This is a genomic window from Methylobacterium sp. C33D (assembly GCF_053345825.1).
The window spans coordinates 1-15450 of the sequence record NZ_JBKFAV010000010.1 but is presented as its reverse complement, the minus strand read 5'-3'; the positions used below and the strand labels follow the sequence as shown (position 1 = coordinate 15450).

At 72.5% G+C, this 15450-nt stretch carries 19 protein-coding genes; 8 read left to right on the top strand and 11 right to left on the bottom strand.

The genetic code is table 11. The features are described 5' to 3' along the window. The first annotated feature begins 23 nt into the window (after nt 1-23). The 3 genes from ACLBXO_RS09690 to ACLBXO_RS09680 all read left to right on the top strand — a co-directional run bounded on the left by ACLBXO_RS09690 (nt 24) and on the right by ACLBXO_RS09680 (nt 3528). The gene (locus ACLBXO_RS09690) at nt 24-1838 is read left to right on the top strand and encodes a SpoIIE family protein phosphatase (protein WP_447685246.1); all 1815 of its coding nucleotides are present in this window, start codon (nt 24-26) and stop codon (nt 1836-1838) included. A gap of 201 nt (nt 1839-2039) precedes the next feature. Then, a complete protein-coding gene (locus ACLBXO_RS09685) occupies nt 2040-3170 on the top strand; it encodes an L-talarate/galactarate dehydratase (RefSeq protein ID WP_447685245.1) in 1131 nt (376 codons plus the stop codon). Between the two features lie 46 nt (nt 3171-3216). Continuing rightward, nucleotides 3217-3528, top strand: coding sequence for a hypothetical protein (locus tag ACLBXO_RS09680; RefSeq protein WP_447685244.1), 312 nt, complete (start codon nt 3217-3219; stop codon nt 3526-3528). 109 nt (nt 3529-3637) lie between these two features. On the opposite strand, the gene ACLBXO_RS09675 is transcribed toward ACLBXO_RS09680, so the two are convergent. The 3 genes from ACLBXO_RS09675 to ACLBXO_RS09665 form a co-directional block, all read right to left on the bottom strand. Then, nucleotides 3638-4570, bottom strand: coding sequence for a glycosyltransferase family 2 protein (locus ACLBXO_RS09675; RefSeq protein WP_447685243.1), 933 nt, complete (start codon nt 4568-4570; stop codon nt 3638-3640). A gap of 4 nt (nt 4571-4574) precedes the next feature. Continuing rightward, nucleotides 4575-5609, bottom strand: a complete 1035-nt coding sequence (locus tag ACLBXO_RS09670; protein WP_331313217.1) for a glycosyltransferase family 2 protein — start codon at nt 5607-5609, stop codon at nt 4575-4577. A gap of 143 nt (nt 5610-5752) precedes the next feature. Next, nucleotides 5753-5908 carry a hypothetical protein gene (locus tag ACLBXO_RS09665; RefSeq protein WP_331313218.1) on the bottom strand — a complete coding sequence of 52 codons (156 nt, stop codon included), beginning with the start codon at nt 5906-5908 and terminating at the stop codon, nt 5753-5755. Nucleotides 5909-6149: 241 nt separating this feature from the next. Here ACLBXO_RS09665 and ACLBXO_RS09660 point away from each other — a divergent pair, with 241 nt between their 5' ends. Beyond that, nucleotides 6150-6371, top strand: a complete 222-nt coding sequence (locus ACLBXO_RS09660; RefSeq protein WP_331313219.1) for a DUF6894 family protein — start codon at nt 6150-6152, stop codon at nt 6369-6371. Nucleotides 6372-6418: 47 nt separating this feature from the next. Here ACLBXO_RS09660 and ACLBXO_RS09655 read toward each other — a convergent pair whose 3' ends face one another. Together ACLBXO_RS09655 and ACLBXO_RS09650 are read right to left on the bottom strand one after the other, a co-directional pair. Continuing rightward, nucleotides 6419-7495, bottom strand: coding sequence for an acyltransferase family protein (locus ACLBXO_RS09655; RefSeq protein WP_447685242.1), 1077 nt, complete (start codon nt 7493-7495; stop codon nt 6419-6421). Nucleotides 7496-7649: 154 nt separating this feature from the next. Further along, nucleotides 7650-7802 (bottom strand): hypothetical protein, encoded by a 153-nt coding sequence (locus ACLBXO_RS09650; RefSeq protein ID WP_331313259.1) that lies wholly within the window; start codon nt 7800-7802, stop codon nt 7650-7652. A gap of 211 nt (nt 7803-8013) precedes the next feature. Here ACLBXO_RS09650 and ACLBXO_RS09645 point away from each other — a divergent pair, with 211 nt between their 5' ends. Both ACLBXO_RS09645 and ACLBXO_RS09640 read left to right on the top strand, forming a co-directional pair. Further along, nucleotides 8014-8751: a sugar transferase gene (locus ACLBXO_RS09645; protein ID WP_447685241.1), complete on the top strand. Its 738-nt coding sequence runs from the start codon at nt 8014-8016 to the stop codon at nt 8749-8751. A gap of 54 nt (nt 8752-8805) precedes the next feature. After that, nucleotides 8806-9036 (top strand): hypothetical protein, encoded by a 231-nt coding sequence (locus ACLBXO_RS09640; RefSeq protein ID WP_331313222.1) that lies wholly within the window; start codon nt 8806-8808, stop codon nt 9034-9036. Nucleotides 9037-9339: 303 nt separating this feature from the next. Here ACLBXO_RS09640 and ACLBXO_RS09635 read toward each other — a convergent pair whose 3' ends face one another. Next, nucleotides 9340-10191: a glycoside hydrolase family 16 protein gene (locus tag ACLBXO_RS09635; RefSeq protein WP_447685240.1), complete on the bottom strand. Its 852-nt coding sequence runs from the start codon at nt 10189-10191 to the stop codon at nt 9340-9342. A gap of 206 nt (nt 10192-10397) precedes the next feature. On the opposite strand from ACLBXO_RS09635, the gene ACLBXO_RS09630 reads away from it, so the two are divergent. Then, nucleotides 10398-11423: a glycosyltransferase family 2 protein gene (locus tag ACLBXO_RS09630; RefSeq protein ID WP_447685239.1), complete on the top strand. Its 1026-nt coding sequence runs from the start codon at nt 10398-10400 to the stop codon at nt 11421-11423. Nucleotides 11424-11445: 22 nt separating this feature from the next. Here ACLBXO_RS09630 and ACLBXO_RS09625 read toward each other — a convergent pair whose 3' ends face one another. From ACLBXO_RS09625 to ACLBXO_RS09610, 4 genes are all read right to left on the bottom strand, one after another. Further along, the gene (locus ACLBXO_RS09625; protein WP_447685238.1) at nt 11446-11709 is read right to left on the bottom strand and encodes a hypothetical protein; all 264 of its coding nucleotides are present in this window, start codon (nt 11707-11709) and stop codon (nt 11446-11448) included. Nucleotides 11710-11926: 217 nt separating this feature from the next. Then, complete coding sequence (locus ACLBXO_RS09620) at nt 11927-12232, bottom strand: hypothetical protein (protein WP_447685237.1); 306 nt, start codon at nt 12230-12232, stop codon at nt 11927-11929. 338 nt (nt 12233-12570) lie between these two features. Then, complete coding sequence (locus ACLBXO_RS09615; protein WP_447685236.1) at nt 12571-12807, bottom strand: hypothetical protein; 237 nt, start codon at nt 12805-12807, stop codon at nt 12571-12573. A gap of 93 nt (nt 12808-12900) precedes the next feature. Beyond that, nucleotides 12901-13122, bottom strand: a complete 222-nt coding sequence (locus tag ACLBXO_RS09610; RefSeq protein ID WP_020091195.1) for a DUF6894 family protein — start codon at nt 13120-13122, stop codon at nt 12901-12903. Nucleotides 13123-13518: 396 nt separating this feature from the next. On the opposite strand from ACLBXO_RS09610, the gene ACLBXO_RS09605 reads away from it, so the two are divergent. Next, the gene (locus ACLBXO_RS09605) at nt 13519-14898 is read left to right on the top strand and encodes a UDP-glucose dehydrogenase family protein (RefSeq protein WP_447685235.1); all 1380 of its coding nucleotides are present in this window, start codon (nt 13519-13521) and stop codon (nt 14896-14898) included. A gap of 299 nt (nt 14899-15197) precedes the next feature. Here ACLBXO_RS09605 and ACLBXO_RS09600 read toward each other — a convergent pair. Beyond that, nucleotides 15198-15450: response regulator transcription factor (locus tag ACLBXO_RS09600; protein WP_447685234.1), on the bottom strand; the 253-nt coding region annotated here is incomplete at its 5' end.

Genomic DNA, 15450 nt, shown 5'->3' with positions numbered 1-15450 from the left:
GCTGTGACATGGAGTGACGTCGCGTGAGCGGACCTGACACGGCCCTGGACAGCCCGCGTCCCGTCGGGGGGCTCCGCGGCGCGCGGCCCCTGCGGACCGGGGATGCCCTGGCGCGGCTCGGCTTCGCCGACATCGACCCCGTCCCGGCCGCCGGCGGCGCCGGGCGCGCGGGCGGCCTGCGCGGGGCCGGCCCGATCCGCCGGGGCGACCCCCTGTCGAAGCGCGGCTTCGCCGACGTGCTGGCCGCGGGCGCGCCCGCGGACGAGCTGATGAAGCCCGGCGCCCTGCGCGGGGCGGCCCGGGGCCGCGACCTCGACAGCCTGTCCCACACCCTGTTCCTGCGCATCTACCCGGTGATCGGCGTCCTCCTGCTGCTGACCCAGCTCGGGATCGCCTGGGTGACCTACACCGACCAGCTCCGCCTGTACGGCGACCGGGCGCATCTCCTGGCCCGGCTCACCGCCGCGGCGATCGCGCGGCCCGACTGGGCGCGCGACCCGGACGCCTACGACGGCCCGCTCAAGGCCCTGGCCGCCGAGCCCGATTTCGCCCACGCCGTCCTGCGCGACGCCGCGGGTCACGTCGTCGGGACGGCGGGCGCGGCGCCCCCCGCGCGGGGCTGGTCCACCCTCTCGGCCCAGGCCGACCTGTCGGTGCCCGGCCGCGCCGGCCCGGCGGGCAGCCTGACCGTCACGGTCTCCACCAAGGCTCTGCGGGACAACGCGGCGTGGCAGGTGATGCTCGCCCTCGGCGCCAGCGTCGGGTTGATGATCGCCTTCGTGATCACCCTGCACGCCACCGTGCGCCGCCACGTCATGGCGCCGCTGATGCGGCTGCTGCTCGCGATGCGGGAGATCGAGCACAAGCGCTGGACGTCCGTGGAGCTCGGAGGCGCCTACCGGCCGAGCAACGAGATCGACGTCATCAGCCAGGCCTTCAACCGCATGGTCGAGGGCCTGCGGAGCGGCGACGCCGCCAAGCAGCTCCTCGTCGAGCTGGAGCAGGCCCACGACCGGTTGGAGCGCGCCAACCGCCAAGTGGTCGAGAGCATCGGCTACGCCCGGCGCATCCAGGATTCGGTGCTGCCGGACCGGAACGCCCTGGCGGGTGCCGGGGTCGAGCTCGCGGTGCTGTGGGAGCCGCTCCACGTCGTCGGCGGCGACTATTTCTGGCTGGAGGAGATCGACGGCCTCTGCGTGATCGCGGTCGCCGACTGCACTGGCCACGGCGTGCCCGGCGCGTTCCTGACCCTGATCGTGGCGACCGCCCTCGACCGGCTGCTGCACGAGCGCGGCCTGCGCGCGCCCGCCGCGATCCTGGCCGGGCTCGACGCGATGGTCCGCACGCAGCTCCGCCAGGACGGCCGCGGCGCCGAGTCGGATGACGGGCTCGATTGCGGCCTCTGCGTCTGGGACCGCGCGGCCGGCACCCTGCACTTCGCCGGCGCCGGCCTGTCGCTCACGGTGGTCCGGGACGGCGTGGCCGAGCGCGTCCGCGGCGGCCGCCGGGGGCTCGGCTACCCGCGCAGGGCCCGGGCGGGGCAGCCGGAGGACGTCGTCGCGGACATCGCCGTGCCGGTGGCGGGCGCCACCTTCTACCTGATGACGGACGGCATCACCGACCAGATGGGCCGCGCGGCGCCGGACCGGGCACCGCGACTCCTCGGCCAGCGCGGCGTGGCCGACAGCCTCCTGCGCCACGCCGCCCTGCCGCTCGCCGAACAGGCCGCCGCCCTCGAGGCCGATCTCGACGCCTATCGCGGCGCTGAGGCCCGACGGGACGACATGACCCTCGTGGCATTCCGGTTTCCCTCCGAGACGGCGACGGCCGCCGGCTGAGACCGGCCGTCTCCCCGGCGCCATTGATGCCGGGTGCTCATCGATCGATCCAACGATGACGTTGGACAGGCCGTCCGGCCTGCGCCACTCCTGGTCCCGGTCCCGGGAGAGCCGTCGCGGTCGCCGCCGAGAGGCACCGCCAAGAACCGCCTCCGGAGCCTCCGGCGCGCGCCCGCGCGCGGACAAGACGTGGAGGAAGCCATGGCCGAGGACGCCGTCACCGGGATCCGCCTGCGGTCCGTCGCCCTGCCGCTGAAGACCCCGATCAGCGACGCCAAGGTGCTCACCGGCCGCCAGAAGCCGATGACCGAGATCGCGATCCTGTTCTGCGAGGTCGAGAGCCGAGAGGGCCATCGCGGCCTCGGAATCAGCTATTCCAAGCGCGCCGGCGGGCCGGCCCAGTTCGCCCACGCCCGCGAGATCGCCCCGGCGCTCCTCGGGGCGGATCCGAGCGACATCGCCAAGGCCTGGGACACGCTGGCCTGGGCCGGCGCCTCGGCCGGCCGCAGCGGCCTCGCCGTCCAGGCGATCGGCGCCTTCGACGTGGCCCTGTGGGATCTCAAGGCGCGGCGGGCCGGCCTGTCGCTCGCCAAGCTTCTCGGGGCGCAGCGCGACTCGGTGCGCTGCTACAACACCTCGGGCGGCTTCCTGCACACGCCGCTGGAGGAACTGCTCGTCAACACCGATCGCGCCCGGGCGAAGGGCATCGGCGGCATCAAGCTGAAGGTCGGCCAGCCGGACTGGGCCGAGGATATCCGCCGGGTCTCGCGGGTGCGCGAGCATCTGGGCGACGCCTTCCCGCTCATGGTCGACGCCAACCAGCAATGGGACCGGCCGACCGCGATGCGGATGGGCCGGACCTTCGAGCGCTTCAACCTGATCTGGATCGAGGAGCCCCTCGACTGCCTGGACGCCGCCGGGCACGCGGCCCTGGCCGCCGCCCTGGACACGCCGATCGCCACCGGCGAGATGCTGACGAGCGTCGCCGAGCACTGGGACTTCATCCGCCAGGGCGGCGCCGACTTCCTGATGCCCGACGCGCCGCGGGTCGGCGGCATCACGCCCTTCCTCAAGGTGGCGGCGCTCGCCGAGTTCGCCGGTCTGACGATCGCGCCGCACTTCTCGATGGAGCTGCACATCCACCTCGCCGCGGCGCTGCAGCGGGAGCCCTGGGTCGAGCATTTCGAGTGGCTCGAGCCGCTGTTCAACGAGCGGCTGGAGCTGGAGGACGGCCGCATGCGCGTGCCGACCCGGCCGGGCCTCGGCCTCTCCCTGAGCGAGCAGGCGCTGGCCTGGACGCGCGAGACCGCCGGGTTCGGCAGTCTGGGCTGAGTGCGCGGGGAGGGGCCCGGCGCGACGCGCCTATGACGGCGCGCCCGTGGAGACGATCCCGCCCTGGCGCCTCGCCTTCCCGTTCGCGGCGGCCGAGGTCGCCCGGATCGGCCTCGACGGCATCGGTCGGGGCCTCGGGGCCCGCGACCGGGCGGCGATCCTGGCCCCGGCCCGCGCGCGGGCCGACGTGGCGCATCTCGCCGACCGGGCCTACCCGACCCTCTCGGGCGGCGAGCAGGCGCGGGTGCAGTTCGCCCGCGTGCTCTGCCAGCTGGAGGCCGGCCGCACGGTCGCGGACCGGCAGGTGCTGGTCCTCGACGGGGGCGGGCTGGTCGCCGGCGGGCGGCCGAGGTCCTGACCGACGACCTCATCGCTGGGGTCTTCGGCGTCCGCTGGCCGGTCGGGCGCGTGCCCGCGGGCGGCCAGCCCGTCCTGCTGCCGCACCGGGGTGCGGCCGGTCGGCGCGGCTAGCGATAGCGCGACGGGTGGTATTCCCGGTAGCTCAGGCCGATCACGGCCGCGAGCAGCCCGGCCCCGCGGCACAGCGTGTAGCCGCCGCCGATCAGGGTCGCCGGCCTGAGGGACAGGCCGGCGACCCCGAGCCGCAGCAGGCCGCCGCCGAGGCGCACGAAGCCGCGGCCCGCGTTGGCGAGCCGGCCGCCCACGGTCTCCGGGCGGAGCCGGCCGAGATAGGCCTCGACGCTGCCGCTGCGGTACCAGCGGGCCAGCAGCCAGCGCACCCGCATCCGGTGCGTCGGGATGCTGTCGTAGACCACGGCCGTCTCGGCCCAGGCGATCCGGTGCCCGGCGAGCATCAGGGCCCGGAAGAAGAACGTGTCCTCGCCGCCCATGGTGTTGAAGCGCATGTCGAAGGACAGGCCCAGCGCCCGGATCACCCGCAGGTCCAGGAGCGCGTTGGCGGTGTAGCCGTCCTCCACGAAGCCGTCGCGGACCGGGAGTCGCTTGGCGAAGAAGCCCCCGGCGGCCGCCCAGGCGGGCGGAACCCGATCGAAGAACGGCACGACCGGCCCGACGCAGGCCGCGACACCCGCGGTGAGGGCGGTCTCGACCAGGTTGCGGAGCCAGTCGCGGTCGGGAAACTCGTCGTCGTCGATCAGCGCGACCCACTCGGCGCCGGCCGCGGAGGCCTCCGCGAGGCTCCGGTTGCGGACCGCCGCGAGGCCGCGGGTCTCCTCCCGGGCGTAGGTGACGGGAAAGCGGCCGGTCGCCCGGTAGGCCTCGACCACCGGGACGGCGGCGCGGCTGCGCCCGTTGTCGATGATCAGGATGCGCAGGGCGGTCTCGGCGAGGCTGCCGAGCCGCTGCTGGTCCAGGGCCTTGAGCAGGCGCGCCAGCCCGACGGGCCGCTCGCAGGTGCAGATGCAGATGCACAGGCGCATCGTCTTACCTCTGTCCGATCGGGAGGGCGTGCGGCCGCGGCCGCAGGCGCTTGCCCGCCGCCGCCAGCAGCGTCGCGGCCAGGAACCGCCAGATCCGGGGATGCCGGAGCGCCAGCACGGCGCCCTCGACCCAGCGGCCGGCCTGGGCCGCCTCGATGACCTGGGCGATGAGCTGCGTCATCGCGAGGCCGTCGCGGTAGGCGCGGCTGCCGTGGCGCACCTCGGCGGAACGGGACCGCGCCTCCGCGAGGCGGCCGTGCTCGGCCCGGGCCGCGAAGGCCGCGTCGAGGCGCGCGATGTCGGCCTGGCGCAGCCGGTGCGACAGGGAGGTGGGCCCGCGCCGATAGCCGTAGCCCGCGTAGGTGGTGACCACGAACCGCGCCCCGGCCGCGAGCGCTTCCAGGCACAGCAGGAAATCCTCGCCGATCCGGACGCCCTCGTCGTACCGGATACCGTGCCGGCGCAGGATCTCGGCGCGCATCATGGGCTTGAGGTAGCCGAGCTTGGTCACCCGACTGAGCAGCTGGTTGCTGGCGATGTACTTGGCGAGGTCGATCTCGAACAGGTACGGCTCCCGGCCGCCCTCCAGCATGCCCGGCCCCTGCGGGTCGAACATGTCGGTGAACGGGATCGGGTTGTCGGCGACGATGTCGGCATCCGCCGCCAGCGCGAGATCGAGCAGGGTCCGGGTGCGGTCGGGCAGGATCAGGTCGTCGGCGTCGAGGATCGCGATCCACCGGCCGCGGGCGGCGTTCAGCGCCGCGTTCCGGGCGCTCGACGGGCCCCGGGGGGCGCCCGGTCCGGCCTCGGCGAGGGGAATAACGCGGACCCGCGGGTCCGCCTCCGCCAGGCGCGCCAGCACAGAGGCGGTCCCGTCCCGCGAGCCGTCATCGACCGCCACGACCTCCACGGCGACGCCGGTCTGGGCCAGGGCGGACCGGACGGCCGTCTCGATCCAGGGCGCCGCATCGTGCGCGGCCATGATGAACGAGACGTCCACGAACGTGCCCCGAGCATCGGACAAGAGTTGATCCGCCATCGCGTTTCCTGGACCGCCGGGCGCGGCCTTCGAGACCGCCGCCGACTTTGGCCGGAAGCGATCGGCGCGCACGACGCTCAAAGGGCGTAGGGCGGCGGCCATCCCCTCCCATTGCGGGGGATGGTTCCGGCGGCCGTCCGCGGTCAGTGCTCGTCCGAGGCCGCGTCGCCGGCGGAGCGGGAAGTCCGGACGGCGAGGCCGTTTTCCAGAATCATCCGGACATGCGCGCGTAATTTTTGTTTTCTCTCCGCCGATGCGGGAGAATCCTTTTTGAGGCTCGAATCGCCGGAGGCTGCCATGTCGAACGCCCCTGAGGCCCGTCACCGCGCGTCGCCAGTGCCGACGCGGCCGGAAGGGTGATCGGCGATACCTATAATGGATTATTTGGTTGGAATCTCGACATTATTGCAACGCAACCGACGAAAACAGTTTTGATGTTTGTTAAGGTTTATGTCTCCTACTGAGCATTGTCGGACGTGGGCGAACTACGTAGGTAGTATCCAGGGGCCCTCCCGAGGGCAGCATTCAGGGAGGAGATGAGTGCCCAGTCGCTTCTATTTCGATATCGAGAACGGCGAGGAGACGATCCGCGACGCGCAGGGCGTGGAAGCCGAGGACCTGGCCGAGGCGCTGGCGGAGGCCCGCAGCGTGATCGACGAAATGGCGGGTGAACTGGAGGCCGCGGGGCCGGACGGCGCGTGGACGCTCGTCGTGCGCGACGCCACCGGCGCGGAGGTCGGCCGGGTCCCGATCAAGAGCTGAGATCGGGGACGCGCGGGTAAGATCCCGGCTGCCGTCGCGCGACGGGATCACGGGCCGACCAGCGCGGAGGCGACGACCCGCCGGCGCGGGGCCCGCAGCAGCCGGCGTGCGGGCCGCTCCAGGAGCCGCCACGACAGGTCCGCCAGCAGCAGCGTCAACATCAGGTCGAGCGCCATGGAGACCGAGCGCGGTCCGGCGACGTCGATGCCGACGACGGCCAGCATCCGCTCCGCGTGGAGCGGCACGTGGAACAGGTAGGCGGCGTAGCTGATCACGCCGATCCGGCGCAGCCACGGGATCTCCAAGAGGGCGACCGCGCGGCCCTCCCGCGCCTGGGCCACCTGCAGCAGCAGCAGCGCCGCCAGGACGCCGCTGAGGCGCCCGACGATCAGCCACCAGCCGGTCGGCGCGATCAGCAGCGGCAGGGTGACGAACAGGATCAGCACGCCGGCCAGGGCGGCATCGCGGGCGAGCCAAGCCGGGAGCGGCCGGGTGCGCAGGCCGGCGAGGCCGCCCAGCGCGATCAGCCCGAGATTGGCCAGGGTGTCGACGTCGAAGCACCGCGGCGCCGCGCCCGCCCACCACAGGGCGCCGTGCGTCAGGGCGCTGATCCCGACCAGGATCCAGCACAGCGTGCCGAGATGGCGCCGCGGCAGGAACAGGGCCGCCGGCGCGAACAGCAGGTAGAATTGCTGCTCGACGGCGAGGCTCCAGAGATGGCCGAGCTCGGTGCCCCAGCCGTTCTGCTCGATGTAGATGTTCGTGACGTAGAACCACGTCGCGAGCTTGAACGCGTCGTTTCCGAGACTGGCCGGGTCGCCGGGCCGGATTGTGTAGAGCACGAACAGGAAGGCGTAGTAGACCGGCACGATCCGGGCGACGCGGTTCCGGTAGAACAGCCCGAGGCTGCCGAGCGGCGTCGACGCGCCCGCCTCCACGGACTCGCGGGCGGCGGCGAGGATCCGCACGATCAGGAAGCCGCTCAGGACGAAGAACAGCCACACGCCGGTCGTGCCGAGAGCCTCGCTCCTCGGGGTCGGCGCCTTGTGGCTGACGAAGACCATCAGGAACGCCAGGGCCCGCAGGCCGTCGAACCCGATGATGCGGCGCTCTGAAGGGGCCACGGCGCGTCCCGTCCGGTGATCGACCGCGCCGCGTCGGGCAGAACGCGCCCGCGCGGCCGGACACCCCGCCTTAGACCGGGCCTCGCGCGGGCGCCCCTACCTCGATCGGCGGAGTCGACCACCCCGAAAGCGGTCCCGCCGCCCGGCCGGGCCGTCAGCGGCGCCGGATCAGCAGAACGACGAGACCGACCGAGACGGCCGCCCCGGCCTGGGCAGCCAGCAGCGCGAGCAGGAAACCCTTCGGTAGAACAACCGCGAAGCCGATCGCTCCTCCAATCAGCGCAGCGAAGACCAGCACGACCAGCAACGCCTTACCTCCATTGATGGATCGGCGGCCGTCTTGTTGCCGAACCTGTCGTGGGCCCAGTGTTGTCGCAAGGGTTCCGCCCGCGATCGACGCCCCTTCGGACCGGCCGAGAGCCGCCGAAGCCGGCCGCGCCGACGCTGGCCGAACCGGCCGGGTGCGCACGTCGCTCCGCAAGTTCCGACCCCGTCTCGCCCCGAGTCAAGGAGCCGACATGTTGCGCCCGGCTGGGACCCCGACGCCGATCGAGTCGTCGACGCCGCAGGATATGGTCGAGACGCTGAACGAGGCGTTGGTCAAGACATTGCCGGCCCCACGTCAGGCCGGTCCCGGCCTCCGGGTGAGCTGGGCGATGAAGCGCGTCCTCGACGCGAGCGTCGCGCTGACGGCGCTGTTCCTGCTGCTGCCCCTGCTGCTGTTCATCGCCCTGCTGATCTGGGGCAGCGACGGCCGGTCGCCGATCTTCCGCCACAAGCGCCTCGGTCGGTACGGGCGCCCCTTCGGATGCCTGAAGTTCCGGTCCATGGTCGCGGACGGCGACGCGGTGCTGGCGCGGCACTTCGCCGAGAATCCCGAGGCCCGGGCCGAGTGGGAGGCGTCCTTCAAGCTCACCCACGATCCCCGCGTGACGGCGCTCGGCCACGTCCTGCGCAAGACCTCCCTCGACGAGCTGCCGCAGCTCTGGAACGTGCTGCGCGGCGAGATGAGTCTCGTCGGACCGCGGCCGATCGTCCAGGCCGAGGTCGTGCGCTACGGCGCCGACTTCACCGCCTGCTTCTCGGTCCCGCCCGGCCTGACCGGCCTGTGGCAGGTCTCCGGACGCAGCGACACGGGCTACGCAGAGCGCGTTGCCCTCGACTGCGCTTATGCCCGCCAGTGGAGCCTCGGCCGCGACCTCGCCATCCTGCTCAAGACGGTTCCGGCCGTGCTGAGCCAGCGCGGCAGCCGCTAGGGCCATGGCCGGGCGGCCGCGCCGCGCTCGCCGCGCCCGCCGCGGAGCGCGCCGATGAAGGGCATGATGCTCAACGCCCTGCTGGGCGTGATGCTGGGCCGTTTCGGCTCGGTCTGGCGGCTGCTGGTCTTCGTGCCGATCGTGGCGGCCGAGGTCGGCTACGGCGTCCTCGTCTACAACCTGAGCGCGGGCGCGTGCCTCCGGCGCGGCACGGCGCTGCTGATCTGCGGGCAGCTGGCCTTCCTGCTCGGCGCCCTGCTGCGGCCCATCGCCAACGAGCGCTGAACCGCCCGGGCCCGGCGCGGCCCGGCGCGGCGGTGCGGACACGTCAGACCGGATCCTCCTCGGCGGCCGGCGCCTGAAGGCAGAGCCGCCAGAACTCCACGAAGCCGGCGGCGTACGCGGCGATGACGAGGCTCGACCAATGCATCGCGTGGCTCCGGGCGCGTTCGAGGGCCCAGCCTGCCGCGAAGACGTTAAGATTCAGCCCCGCCGGGTCTCGGTTCCGGTGTCCGGGGCCCTGCGCGGAGCCGTGTGTGGGGCGGTCTCGGGGACGGTCTCGGGAGCGAGGTCCGCCCGCCGTCGCGCCTACCGGCAGACGATCGATTCCTTGAAGCCGCACGGATCGCCCATCCGGGTGAACGCGACCCGCTCGAACAGCGCGGTGACCGGCTGCCCCGAATACTGCGTCGGTCCGAGCCAGGACGCGAAGTCCGGGCCCTGTCCCGACCAGACGCTGAGCATGATCTTGCTCGGATGCGAGGGGATCGGCCGGTCGGGCGTGCCGATCACCTCGCGCAGCAGGCGTCCGTTGACGTACCAGCGCAGGCGGTCGGGCAGCCACTCGAAGGCGTAGTCCGCGGTGGTGGTCGCGGAGTCGAAGCCGAGGGCGTCGAGGCTGACGTGCTCGCCGACGCCGCCGACGAAGTAGTTGAGCTGGACCTTGCTCGTGTCCTTGCCGAGCCACTCGAAGTCGATCTCGTCGTTCGTCCGCCGGTCGCCGTTCTCGGCGCCGTTGTAGGTGAAGAACGCCGAGACCATGCCGGACCCGGTCCCGGCCCGCATCCGGACCTCGTAGGTGCCGTAGCCGTAGCGCTCGCGGGTCTGGATCTCGGCGCAGCTGAACGGGCGCTCCTTGTAGGTGATGTCCGTCAGGGACAGCGTCAGTTCGCCGGGCGTCGTGATCTGGGCACGATGCTTCGACCACGTGCAGCCCTGCCAGTCGCCGTTGACCCAGCCGTCCGAAACGTACCAGCGGCGGTCGTTCAGGGTGTTGAAGAGCTCCACGAAGGATGGGCCGCCCTGAGCGGTCGGAGCGGCGGCCGGAGCGGCGGCCGGGGCCGGCGGCGTGGCGGTCTCGCCCGCGCTCGCCGGATAGGCCTGCAGGAGAAGCGTCGCCGCCACGCAGAGGCGGCGGCCCGGGCCGGACCAGATCGTCATGCGCACGTCCTCAAACCAGTCGCCGCAGGGGCGCGGCGGCGCCCATCGTAGCGGCCGGGGCGCCGCGGGCCGGGGATCATTCGGACGATCCGCCCCGCGGCCGGACCCCTCCTTTCGGACGATCTCGCGCGCGGTGCCGGGCTCGCCCTACCGTGCCGGCGGACCGGCCGCGGCGCGGATCGGCCGGAGAGTCGCGGAGTCGTCCGGTGCGCAGCTTAGAGGCCCCATCCCCCGTTCCGGAGGTCTGCGTCATCATCGCGGCCCGGGACGCCGCGGACACGATCGCGACCGCGGTCGCCTCGGCGCTCCGGCAACCGGAGGTCGCCGAGGTCATCGTCGTGGACGACGCCTCCGCGGACCCGACCGGCGCGGCCGCCGCGGCGGCCGACGACGGCTCGGGCCGCCTGCAGGTGATCCGGCTCGCCGAGAATGTCGGGCCCGCCGAGGCCCGCAACCGCGCCATCGCGGCCGCCTCCGCCCCGCTGCTCTGCGTCCTCGACGCCGACGACTACTTTCTCGACGGCCGGCTCGGCCGGCTGCTGTCCGCGCCCCGGACCTGGGATCTGATCGCCGACGACATCATCATGGTCCGCGGCCGCGAGGCGGCGGCCGCCGCCGGCCTCGTCACCGGCCCGGGGCGGCCGCAGCGGCTCACCCTGGCGGCCTTCGTGACCGGCAACATCGCCCGCCCCGGCGCGAGCCGGCGCGAGCTCGGCTTCCTGAAGCCGATCATGCGGCGGGGGTTCCTGGACCGGCAGGGGCTGCGCTACGACGCGCGGCTGCGGCTCGGGGAGGATTACGCCCTCTACGTCGAGGCGCTGGCGGCCGGGGCGGTGTTCGCCGTCACGGCGCCCTGCGGCTACGTGGCGGTCGAGCGGTCGAACTCGCTGAGCGCGCAGCACCGGACGGACGACCTCGGGGCGATGCTGGCCTTCGACGACGCCGTGCTGGCCCGGCCGGATCTCGCCCCGGAGGCCCGGGGGGCCCTGCGGGCCCATCGCGCCGCGACGGCGAAGCGGTGGCAGCACCGGCGCGTCCTCGACCGACGGCGCAGCCAGGGCTACGCGGCGGCCCTCCGGGAACTGCTCGGCACGCCCCTGGCGTGGCGCCACATCCTGTCGGCGACCCTGGCGGCCAAGCTGGCGCGCCTCGTGCCGGCGCCCGCGCCGGATCGCGAGACCGGCCCGCGCCTGCTCCTCGGGCCGGAGCACCGCCTCGAGCCGGCGCGCTGAGCCGGCGCAGCAGCTCGGCGCGTCAGCGGTCGCGGTCTTCCTTGCGCGCCCGCACGGCCGCCACGTCCGATCGGACGTCGTCGAGCGCGCTGCGGACCCGCTCCAGGGCCGTCGAGAACGTCGGGTCCACGTCCGGATCGACAATGTCCGGCGCCGTCCCGTGCCGGAAGCTGTCCAGCAGATAGGGCATCATCTTGCCGTGGAGCGCCGCGTAGGCACCGGGGCTGGACAACTCGTAGACGACGGCGAGGGCGTGATAGGCTCGGACCAGAACCTCGAGCGCCACATCGGCGCTGTGCGCCCCCCGATCGCAATTATCGCTGCCCATCATCGTGCTTGATAATTTATTGCTGGCCCTTTCGCCGGGTAACATGCTCATTAAAGACTGTCGACATTGGGAGGCGTTGCAATTTTCGCTTCCCCGCGGTGCTGGGCCGTTTATCGGGGCGCCATGGCTCGACTGCAACAGTCGCTGAACAGGGGCCGTCAGTTCAAGGTCTCGTCTAGCCGCGCATATGTCGCGTCGGCCGGATCATCGTGGCGATCTTGTTCTCGACCTCGGCCAGGACGCTGTTCACAAGATGAGCGGCACCGTCAACTGTCCCGATTGTCAGGCTCTCGTTGCGGCTCGTCTCCTGGATGATGCGGAAATTGTCCTCGACGAACGCGCGGATCTTCTGCTGAACGTCGACGAACTCCCCCGGATGGGCCGTCTCGTAGAGCAGCGCCAGGGCCAGGTAGGCGCGACCCACCATGTCCAGCGCCAGGGTCGTGCTGACCTCAGAATGTCCGGCATCCGGGGTCGACACGACGACTGAATTTCCTGATGGATGTTATCTATTTACACTATCACGGACTTTATTCGACGCCAACCGCGCCGACGATCGGCGGTGTGGATTCTGCATTGAATCCGGGCGGGCGCTCGGCGGGGCGGGGCGGACGCGCAGGCCCGGGCGGAACGCGGCGCCGCGGGCATGCCGCCCGCCGGGGTCAGCAGGCGCCGGCCGGCAGGCTCGCCGCGCGGCACGATCGAGGGATCACCGGCAGGCCGATCCGGTGCAGCTCGACGCGGGCCGCGAGGGGATCGACGCCTCGCCCGGCACGGGCGCGGCGACCGTCCCCCGTCCCCGGGCGATCGGCGACAGCCCTAGCGGCCGGCGGCGGCCTGGCGGTCGGCGCGGTCCCGGCGCGGGGCCAGATCCTGCGCGATCCGCAGCTTGAGCCCGAGGATCCGGTTGTGTCGCGCCATCGCGAGAAGCGACTCGGCGGTCCCGACATCGCCGCGCATCCGCAGCGCGTGGGCGGCCAGCGCCATCTGCGCGGCCATCGCGTCCGCCTGCAGGGCGGCGTGCGGGACGTTCTGAGAGAGGGGCATACCGGCCATGGCCACGGTTCGAGGGCAGGGCCGATCCTCCGGACGATCCGTTAACGATATCTTAACGGCCGCGCCTCGGGACCGGCCGCGCGGCGCGGGCCGTCACTTCCGGATGGGCAGGCGGCCGACCAGCCAGCCCTCCTCGTTGCGCACCAGGAGGGTCCAGGGCGGCTCCCGGCCGTTTCCCGTAATCTCGTCGGCCATCTCGGCGATCACGCTACGCGCCTCGATCAGGGCTTCCTCGAGGCCGGCCGCCTCCACCCCCACGTGGTCGTGGATCGTCTCCTCGGCATTTGCGATCTCGAAGTAGAAACGCGCCGCCAACAGGGTTCTCCTCCGCCGGAACTCTTCGGGGAGTTCAGTTCTATAGATCGCTATTAGCATCTTGGTCGGTCGCGTTCCCCGACAAAGCGGTCGGGAAAAAGCGCTCCGTCTCTGACAATTCGGGGGATGCGGCGGGGAAATGTTCGTACGATCGTCGACCGGCGGCGCCGGGTAAGCCGAATGGCGTAGCCGCCCGGCCGCCGCCATGGCCGGATGGCGATGCCCGGCGCGACCCGGTGGCCGGTTCGGGCGGGGCCGCGGCGGGTTCGGGCCGGTCCGGCCGAATCGTCGCCGCTACGCCGGATCGGCAGAGGCGCGTACGCCTAAGATATGATGTTGGTGGCCCTGCCGGGCCGCCGTAGACCCGAGCGTCGGTGCGCTCGCGGCGAGGATCCCATGAACATCACGATGGTCGGGTCGGGCTATGTCGGTCTGGTCTCTGGCGCGTGCTTCGCGGATTTCGGCCACACCGTCGTGTGTGTCGACAGCAATCCCGGCCGGATCGACGCGCTGAACGCCGGCCGCATGCCGATCTACGAGCCGGGACTCGAGGCCCTCGTCGCCGAGAACGTCCGCCAGGATCGCCTGTCCTTCATCACCGACCTGGAGGCGGCGGTCGGGCGGGCGGACGCGGTGTTCATCGCGGTCGGCACACCCTCCCGCCGCGGCGACGGCTTCGCCGACCTGAGCTTCGTCTACGCGGCTGCCCGGAGCATCGCGCGCGCCCTGCGCGGCTTCACGGTGGTGGTGACGAAGTCGACCGTGCCGGTGGGCACCGGCGACGAGGTCGAGCGCATCATCCGCGAGACCAACCCCGCGGCGCAGTTCGCGGTCGTGTCGAACCCCGAGTTCCTGCGCGAGGGCGCGGCCATCGCCGACTTCAAGCGGCCCGACCGCATCGTCGTCGGCACCGACGAGCCGCGCGCCGTGGCGGTCATGGAGCAGATCTACCGCCCGCTCTACCTCAACGCCGCGCCGATCGTCGCGATGAGCCGCCGGACCGCCGAGCTGACCAAGTACGCGGCGAACGCGTTCCTGGCGGCGAAGATCACGTTCATCAACGAGGTGGCGGACCTGTGCGAGGCGGTGGGCGCCGACGTCCAGGCGGTGGCGCGGGGCATCGGCCTGGACAACCGGATCGGGTCGAAGTTCCTGCATGCCGGGCCGGGCTACGGCGGCTCGTGCTTCCCCAAGGACACGCTGGCGCTGGTCAAGACCGCCCAGGATGCCGGCACGCCGCTGCGGCTGGTCGAGACGGTTGTGGCGGTCAACGACCAGCGCAAGCGCGCGATGGCGCGCAAGGTGATCAGGGCCTGCGGCGGGTCGGTGCGGGGCCGGACGGTGGCGCTGCTCGGCCTGACCTTCAAGCCGAACACCGACGACATGCGCGACGCGCCCTCGCTGGCGATCGTGGCCGGCCTCCAGGATGCCGGCGCCGTCGTCCGCGCCTACGATCCCGAGGGCATGGAGCAGGCGCGACCGCTCCTGCCCGGCGTCGCCTTCGCGGAGGATGCCTATCACTGCGCCGAGGGCGCCGACGTGCTGGTTCTCGTCACCGAGTGGGACGCGTTCCGGGCCCTCGACCTCGCTCGGCTGCGGGCGGCGATGCAGCGACCGGTCCTGGTGGATCTCCGCAACGTCTACCGGGCCGACGACGTCCGGGCTCACGGCTTCGCCTACAGCAGCGTCGGCCGCCCCGCCGCCCCCGGCGACGAGGCCGAGAGCCAGCCGGCTCCGCTCTCCGCGGAGACCGTCGCCGCGGCCGGGACGGCCTGAGGCGCAACCGGTCTCGCAGACCGCGCGCCCGTCGCCGCCGGGCGCGGCCGGCCTCGGCGGACGAACGTCCCGACGATCCCGCGGGGCGCGGTCGGATCGCGGTCGGATCGCGGTCGGATCGTGGCCCTACCGGTCGGCGGATCGGCACGCTTCAAGGGGAGGCAGGGCAGGGGCGGAAAAAAAGGGTCCCCTCGCGGACCGCCCGAACAGGCGGCCCGCGAGGGGACCCCGAAGCTCCGTCCGGCGGCGCCGGGCCGAGGCTCTGCCAGGGCGGCCCCGCCGCGGCGGAGCCGGAGCGATCAGGCCGCCGGGGCCTTCACGTTCGCCAGGCTGGAATCTTCCCGGAGGAAGTACTTGTTGGTCAGGTAGGCGACTTCGGTCCGGTTCTTGGCCTTGAGCTTCTTCATGATGTTGCGGACGTGAACCTTCACGGTGCTCTCGCACATGTTGAGTTCGTACGCGATGATCTTGTTCGGCGTCCCCTTCCGGAGCGCCCGGGCCACGCAGAGCTGCCGCGGCGAGAAGATCTCGTCGTCGCCGGCCTCGACCGGC

Bases quoted from the DNA above. Each gene is read 5' to 3' on its own strand.
- ACLBXO_RS09685 (WP_447685245.1), top strand. From the start codon at position 2,040: ATGGCCGAGGACGCCGTCACCGGGATCCGCCTGCGGTCCGTCGCCCTG.
- ACLBXO_RS09675 (WP_447685243.1), bottom strand. From the start codon at position 4,570: ATGCGCCTGTGCATCTGCATCTGCACCTGCGAGCGGCCCGTCGGGCTG.
- ACLBXO_RS09670 (WP_331313217.1), bottom strand. From the start codon at position 5,609: ATGGCGGATCAACTCTTGTCCGATGCTCGGGGCACGTTCGTGGACGTC.
- ACLBXO_RS09665 (WP_331313218.1), bottom strand. From the start codon at position 5,908: ATGGCAGCCTCCGGCGATTCGAGCCTCAAAAAGGATTCTCCCGCATCG.
- ACLBXO_RS09645 (WP_447685241.1), top strand. From the start codon at position 8,014: ATGTTGCGCCCGGCTGGGACCCCGACGCCGATCGAGTCGTCGACGCCG.
- ACLBXO_RS09640 (WP_331313222.1), top strand. From the start codon at position 8,806: ATGAAGGGCATGATGCTCAACGCCCTGCTGGGCGTGATGCTGGGCCGT.
- ACLBXO_RS09635 (WP_447685240.1), bottom strand. From the start codon at position 10,191: ATGACGATCTGGTCCGGCCCGGGCCGCCGCCTCTGCGTGGCGGCGACG.
- ACLBXO_RS09615 (WP_447685236.1), bottom strand. From the start codon at position 12,807: ATGGCCGGTATGCCCCTCTCTCAGAACGTCCCGCACGCCGCCCTGCAG.
- ACLBXO_RS09605 (WP_447685235.1), top strand. From the start codon at position 13,519: ATGAACATCACGATGGTCGGGTCGGGCTATGTCGGTCTGGTCTCTGGC.